Raw genomic sequence first — 6,300 nt, 5'->3', positions numbered from 1 at the left:
TTCACTCGCCGGTCGGCAGCACCAGCGTGAACGTGCAGCCCTCCCCCGGCTTGCTGCGGCAGCTGATGTGGCCGCCGAGCTGGTGCGCGAGCTTCTGGCTCAGGTACAGGCCGAGGCCGGTGCCCTCCTGACGGGCCGGCGTGCCGAGCTGTTCGAAGGGCCGGAACAGCCGGGCCTGCGCCTCCGGGTCGAGGCCCGGGCCGGTGTCGCTGACGCTGAGCTGGATGCGCTCGCCACTGCCATCGGCGATGCGTGCCAGCCGCACGTCGATGCGCCCGGCCGGCGTGAACTTGATGGCGTTGCCGGCGAGGTTCAGCACGATCTGGCCGAAGGCGCGACGGTTGCACGGGACCGTCCAGTCGCCGTCCGGCACCTGCAGCGCCAGCACCAGACCGCGCTCGCCGGCGAGCGGCAGCAGCGTGCGCTGCGTCTCGGCGAGCACCTCGGCCAGATCGACCGGCTCGCGCGACAGCTCGGCGGCACCGGATTCGATGCGGGCGAGATCGAGCAGGTCGCTGATCAGCGCCAGCAGGTGATCGGCGGCGCTGCGCACCGTGCGCAGCTGCTGCTCCTGCTCGGCACTGAGCGGCCCGGACAGCTTCATCAGCAGGATGCCGGTGAAGCCGATGATCGCGTTCAGCGGCGTGCGCAGCTCGTGCGACATGCTGGCGAGGAAGCGATCCTTGGCGCGGCTGGCGGCGACCAGCTCGACGTTCTGCTCCTGCAGCCGTGTCTCGTAGCGCCGGCGCTCGGCAATCTCGTGTGCGAGCGCAACGTTGGCCGCCTCCAGCGCGCGCGTGCGCTCCTCGACCAGGCGCTCGACCACGGCGGCACGGCCGCTGACCGCGAGCAGGAAGGCCCCGAGCAGGCCGGTGAACAGCAGCCCGCCGGCGAGCACCGCCCAGGCCACCAGGCTGCGCTGCGCGGCCTCGTACTCGGCTGTCGACACCAGATCCAGCCGCCAGCGGTTGCCGGCGAATTCGCGCTCCGAGGTCCAGAGCAGCGTGCCGCGGGCCGCCGGCGCCGGTTCCATCCCGTCGTCCCGGCAGGGTCCCGGGTCACGGTAGCTGCACAGCAGCCTGGCCCCGGCCTCGCGGATGCGCAGTTCGATGCCCTGCGGCGCCAGCCCGCGCACGGCCGTGGCCACGATCTCGTCGATCAGGAACACGCCGACGCCGTAGCCGCGCAGCGCTTCGCGCCGCTGTTCGATGGTCTCGACCGGCTGATCGTTGGCATAGATCGGCATGAACACCAGCATCCCGCGCGCGGCGCTGGCGTCCTGCACCAGCGCGATGCGGCTGGTGGCGACCGGCTGGCCGCTGTCGCGCGCCCGCTCCATCGCCGCACGCCGCACCGGGTCCGAGGCCACGTCGTAACCGATCGCACTGTGATTGCCGCGATCGGGGACGATGGTTTCGATGGCGACGTAGGCAGACCGGCGCGCCGCCGGCTGCAGCTGACCATCCGCAGCGCGCTCGGTCAGTGTGAAGCCGGGCTGACCGCCTGCGCGCATCGCCTGCTCCCAGGCATCGCGCTGCCCGTCATCGAGCACGCGGTTCCACGACAGCGCCCGCAGACCCGGATGGCGCTGCAGCGCAGGCTGCGCGAACCGCGCGAACTCCTCGGACTCGACATCCTGCGAGGCGGCGTAGAAATCGCGCAGCGAATACAGCACGCCGACGTAATCATCGAAATTGTCGGACAGCGCCGAGGCGAGCGCCGCGGCCCGCGCATCGAACTCGGCCTGCAGCCGCGCCTGCTCGCGCCCGCTGGTCCACACGAACACCAGCACCGCGGCTGCGAACGTGATGGTCAGCGGCCCGGCCACGGTCAGGGCCCGCCGGCGCCACAGCCGCCGCGGCCGGCCCAGCGCCACCAGCACCAGCGGCGTGACCACCAGCACGCCGATGCTGTCGCCGACCCACCAGTTCCACCACGTGAACGCCCAGGCGTGCGCCGCCACGACCCCGGCCAGCACCAGCGCGCTCGCGCCGATGCTGGCCGACAGCAGGCAGCCGACCGGCCCGCCGAGCAGCAGGAAGGCGATGATCTCGCGCTCGCGCTGCAGCGGCCCCGGAAACCCGACCCAGCGCCGGATCAGCCAGGCGCCGAAGAGGGCCTGCAGCATCGCGCCGCAGCCGATCACGGCCGGCAGCAGCAGGCTGTGCAGCAGCGCCGGCAGACCGGAGAGGTCGGCGGCGGTCACGGCGTTGGCGACGAACGATCCGAGCCAGATGCCCGGCGCAACGCGTGCGCCGTAGAGCAGCACGCCGGCGAGCGCGATGCCCGACGGCGGCCAGATCGCCGTCGCATAACCGGGGGGGATCGCCAGCAGCAGCCCGAGCCGGGCAAGGACGAAATAGGCGATGGCCATCAGCACGATCGCCCGGCCGCGACGCAGCGCGGCAGCGGTCAAATTCGGGGGCAAGAGGACGGACTCCGGCGCGGAAACGGAATGACACAGTCACCCATGGTATCCGCTACGCCCGGCGCGCGGGCCCTTGTGCTGCGCCTGCCTATACTCGCAGCCCCTCGCCCGAGTGCCGTCCGCCATGACCGATGCTGCTGCCCGCTGCCCGCGCGTGAGCCATTTCCGCGAGATCCTGCTCTGGCCGCTGCAGCTGATGCCGCTGCGCGCCGACAGCCAGATCCAGAACCACTGGCAGGTGCTCGAACAGTCGCAGGCGCAGCATCCGTGGCGCGAGGTCGACGACGAGTTCACCGGCGATCCGGCCGGCTTCCAGGAGCGCCACTACGGCGAGTTCGTGACCTTCCTGCCGCACGTGCGCCGCTTCCTGTACGGCGACGGCAAGGGCCGGGTGTCGAAGCCGGCGGAATCCCCGATCCGCGTGTTCCGGCGCAACGACGTGAAGCGCGTGCGCTGCACCTTCGCCGATCCGCAGCGCCCGGTGCTGGTGCTGGAGGTCGCACACGTCGACCTGTACTTCTTCTATGACCTCGATGTGACGGTGCTGACGATCGAGCTGTACGGCTCGGATCTCGACCTGCAGGTCGTGCAGGACCTGATGTTCCGCTTCGGCCGCGCCTATCCGGTCTACTGGGAGGCCGACGGCAGCGGCGGCCACTGCCTGCAGCGCGTCGAATGGCTGGCCGCCGATGGCAGCGTGCTCGCAGCCTCCGATTACGAGGACCGCGGCAGATTCCTGCGCCACGTCTGCGAGTACCGCGCACCGACCGAGGCCGCGCACTGGGATTTCATCCTGCGGCCGCTGGTGCAGCATCACTCGGACGCAGGCGGCGTGCTGCGCTACCGCCAGCTCGAATACCACCGCATGCCGGTCATGGGTTATCTGGCGATCGACGGCGATCCGCGCCAGCTGAGCCGCAACGACTTCATGCGCCTGACCTTCGTGACCCCGCCCGGCCCGCCGGAACGCGCGCCGTACTGCGGGGCCGAGGCCGATGGCTTCGAGGCCCGCCACTGTTACGACCGCTTCTGGCACACGGCACCGGACGCCACCCCGGGCGGGCGCTACCTCTGCTGCGGCGAGGCTTTCATGATGGTCGGCAGCGCGCAGTCGCCGTACTTCTACACGCCGGGCGCGAGCCTGCTGGAGCAGTTCCGCCATCAGTACTTCCTGCTGTTCCTGATCCCGCACCTGCACAAGGCGGCGCTGTTCATGATGGCGGACCGGCTCGGCTACTGGCTGAAGCAGCTCGACATCCACGACCCGGAATCGGTCAAGCGCTTCAAGCGCGAGATCCGCAGGATCAAGGAAATCTTCCTGCGCTTCACGCACCGCTACTGGTTCCGGCAGCTCTCCGACCAGTACCATGCGCGCGAGCTGTACCGGATGCAGCGTGAATTCCTCGGCACCGAGGCCCTCTACACCGAGGTGCGCGAGCGCATCGAGGACATGAACATCTATCTCGATTCCGACTCGCTGCGCCGCCAGGCCAACACCGTCGTGCGCCTGACCGTGGTCACCGCCTTCGGCCTGATCGGCACGACGGTGACCGGGTTCTTCGGCATGAACCTGCTCGGCTTCGACGGACTGTCACCGGCCGGCAAGGCGCTGTATTTCCTCGGCGTGCTCGCCGCGACGACCTGGGTGACGTTCTACACGGTCATGAAATCCAAGCGCCTGTCGGACTTTCTCGATCTGCTGTCCGACGAGCGCGAGCCGTTCTGGCGCAAGATCGCCGCGCTGCTGAAGGTCTGGCGCTGAATCAGCCCGCTCCCGCGGTCCGGCGCCGGGCAAGCAGCAGGAGGGCTGCACTGCCGAGCAGCCACAGCGTGGCGGGCGCATCGACATCGACGGCATTGGCCGGGACCGCCGCCGTACCGGCGATGCCGGCACTGCCCGGGGCCGAAGCCGCGCTGCCGGTCGCGGAAATCCGGTTCCAGCCGACCACATCCAGCGCCCGCAGGTCTGCCTCGCCGAATTTGAGCAGTTCACCGGCGGCGGCGGTGGGATCCATGACGCCGATGCCGAGATTGTCCTTCCAGTGACTGTCCTGACGACCGTCGCCGTAATAGACGCCGGTCGACAGGGAATCGAGAAGCGTGCGCCCGTCGTTCAGGGACAGATACTTGGCGCGCGCATCGGCCGTGAAATCGGCAACGCCGAGCGCGGCGCTGTCGACGCTGTAGCGGAACAGGTCCAGCGGATCGAGCAGGAAGTTGTCCTCGCCGTACGGCCCGCCGTGGCCGGCGTAATAATCGAGGATGTCGACGCCCGACACGAAGCCGAGCGCATGACCGATCTCGTGGGAGGCCAGACCGGTGAAATCGAAAGTCCCGGCCACGATGCCGTCCCAGGGCTTGAAGTCGTAACTGAACGCGTTGCTGAACGTGATCGTCGCATCGGTGCCCGTCGCGGTCGCCGACATCAGTCCCAGGGCCTTGGCGTTGGCCGAGGTCATGCGCAGGTACTGGTTGTTGAAGGAACCGTCATCGTCGAGATACGGCGTCGCCGAACCCGGACCGTTCGGGCTGTCACTGGTACGGTTGGTCAGGAATTTCAGGTCGGCCGACAGATTGCTGACTGCCGTCGTGTCCTGGCTGCTGGTGCGATCGGCCCGCAGGGCGCTGACGAAATTCGTGTAGGGCACGATCGTCTGCGTCGAGGAGGCCTGGGCCAGCACGCCACTGGCGAGCGCCGAATAGCCGATGCGCAGATTGACCGTGACCGGATCGGTGAAGACGCTGCTCCAGCGGTTGCCGGCACGCACGAAGGCATCGTAGGCCTGCGCATCCATGCCGGCATCGGCGATGAAGTTGAACGTCAGCGCCTGTACCGGCAGCACCGGCAGCAACAGCGTGGCGATGACAAGGCCGGATCGTGCGCAGCGCACGGAAAACGGGGAAGACATGGGACACCTGCCGGAGGGAAGGCACTGCAATCGGACCGGACACCGGCGATGCCGGCGGGATGCAGGGACGAGCGACCCTGCAGATTCGGGCAATTATTGCAGAAACATCAAACCCATCAGTGCCTTGTAAATTCTTTACAATCGTTCATGTTTTGTGCAGCGCACCATCTGCAGCCTGTACATGAAACCGGACATGAAAAACCCCGCGAGGCCTTGCAGCCGCGCGGGGTCCGGACATGGAGCAGACCGGCCTGGTGCCGGCAGGCTCACTGCAGGCTCACTGATTGATCGGCACCAGCAGCACCGGCACCGGCGACTTCACGGTGACCTTGTGCGCGACCGAGCCGATCAGCATCTCGCCAAGCGCGGTGTGACCGTGCGAGCCGAGCACGATCAGGTCGGCATTCAGACGCTTCTGCTCGCTCAGCACGACGTCGGCAGCGCTGCCTTCGATGATCTGCACCGAGGCGATGACCTCGCGGCAGGTGTTGTCCGGGTGCGCGGCGTCGTGACGGTTGAAGCGGGTCTCGATCTCCTCGTTGATGCGCTTGATGCCGTCCTCGCGGATCTGCGCGATGACTTCGGCCGGCACGTAGGTGTCGAGCGTGACGTTGGCGTAGTCGCCGATCGCCTCGATGCAGGTGATCACGTGCATCTTCGCGCCGAACTGGCGGGCATAGCCGACGGCGTGCTGGAAGACTTCGAGGCTGCGCGGGCCGAGGTCGGTTGCGTACAGGATGGTGCCGATGCTGTAGGCCATGTTGGCTCTCCTCTTATCGGATGGTGAAAACAGCCGGGCGAAGCTTAGTCGGGGGTTGCTGCGTCGCCAACTGGTAAGTTGGTATGACCAGAAAAAGAATTGGTCTGGCTTATGATCCATCATGCAAGCCGACATCGACCTCCGCCCTGACGCCGGTCAGGCAGTCGCGATGGGATCCCCGCCGGCAACCGCGCCCGGTCATG

General features: G+C 68.1%; 4 protein-coding genes. 1 reads left to right on the top strand and 3 read right to left on the bottom strand.

The window, feature by feature from the left end:
* Nucleotide 1: 1 nt before the first annotated feature.
* A complete protein-coding gene (locus tag PKE44_RS07160; RefSeq protein ID WP_324549521.1) occupies nucleotides 2-2,428 on the bottom strand; it encodes a CHASE domain-containing protein in 2,427 nt (808 codons plus the stop codon).
* Between the two features lie 124 nt (nucleotides 2,429-2,552).
* Between PKE44_RS07160 and PKE44_RS07155 the strand changes: the two genes are divergently transcribed.
* Nucleotides 2,553-4,190 (top strand): CorA family divalent cation transporter, encoded by a 1,638-nt coding sequence (locus PKE44_RS07155; protein WP_324549519.1) that lies wholly within the window; start codon nucleotides 2,553-2,555, stop codon nucleotides 4,188-4,190.
* Nucleotide 4,191: 1 nt separating this feature from the next.
* Here the strand turns inward: PKE44_RS07155 and PKE44_RS07150 are convergent, their stop codons facing one another.
* Together PKE44_RS07150 and PKE44_RS07145 are read right to left on the bottom strand one after the other, a co-directional pair.
* On the bottom strand, nucleotides 4,192-5,337 hold the full coding sequence (locus PKE44_RS07150) for an NF038122 family metalloprotease (RefSeq protein ID WP_324549517.1): 1,146 nt from the start codon (nucleotides 5,335-5,337) through the stop codon (nucleotides 4,192-4,194).
* Between the two features lie 277 nt (nucleotides 5,338-5,614).
* Nucleotides 5,615-6,097: a universal stress protein gene (locus PKE44_RS07145; RefSeq protein WP_324549515.1), complete on the bottom strand. Its 483-nt coding sequence runs from the start codon at nucleotides 6,095-6,097 to the stop codon at nucleotides 5,615-5,617.
* Between the last annotated feature and the right edge of the window lie 203 nt (nucleotides 6,098-6,300).

Origin of the sequence: Plasticicumulans sp., assembly GCF_035331805.1 — a bacterium.
GTDB lineage: Bacteria > Pseudomonadota > Gammaproteobacteria > Competibacterales > Competibacteraceae > Plasticicumulans.
The sequence above is the reverse complement of the archived record's forward strand: the minus strand, read 5'-3'. Positions and strand labels throughout refer to the sequence as shown.

What these genes read in the sequence shown, in the direction of transcription:
- PKE44_RS07155 (WP_324549519.1), top strand. Translation starts at nt 2,553, where the DNA reads ATGACCGATGCTGCTGCCCGCTGCCCGCGCGTGAGCCATTTCCGCGAG.
- PKE44_RS07150 (WP_324549517.1), bottom strand. Translation starts at nt 5,337, where the DNA reads ATGTCTTCCCCGTTTTCCGTGCGCTGCGCACGATCCGGCCTTGTCATC.
- PKE44_RS07145 (WP_324549515.1), bottom strand. Translation starts at nt 6,097, where the DNA reads ATGGCCTACAGCATCGGCACCATCCTGTACGCAACCGACCTCGGCCCG.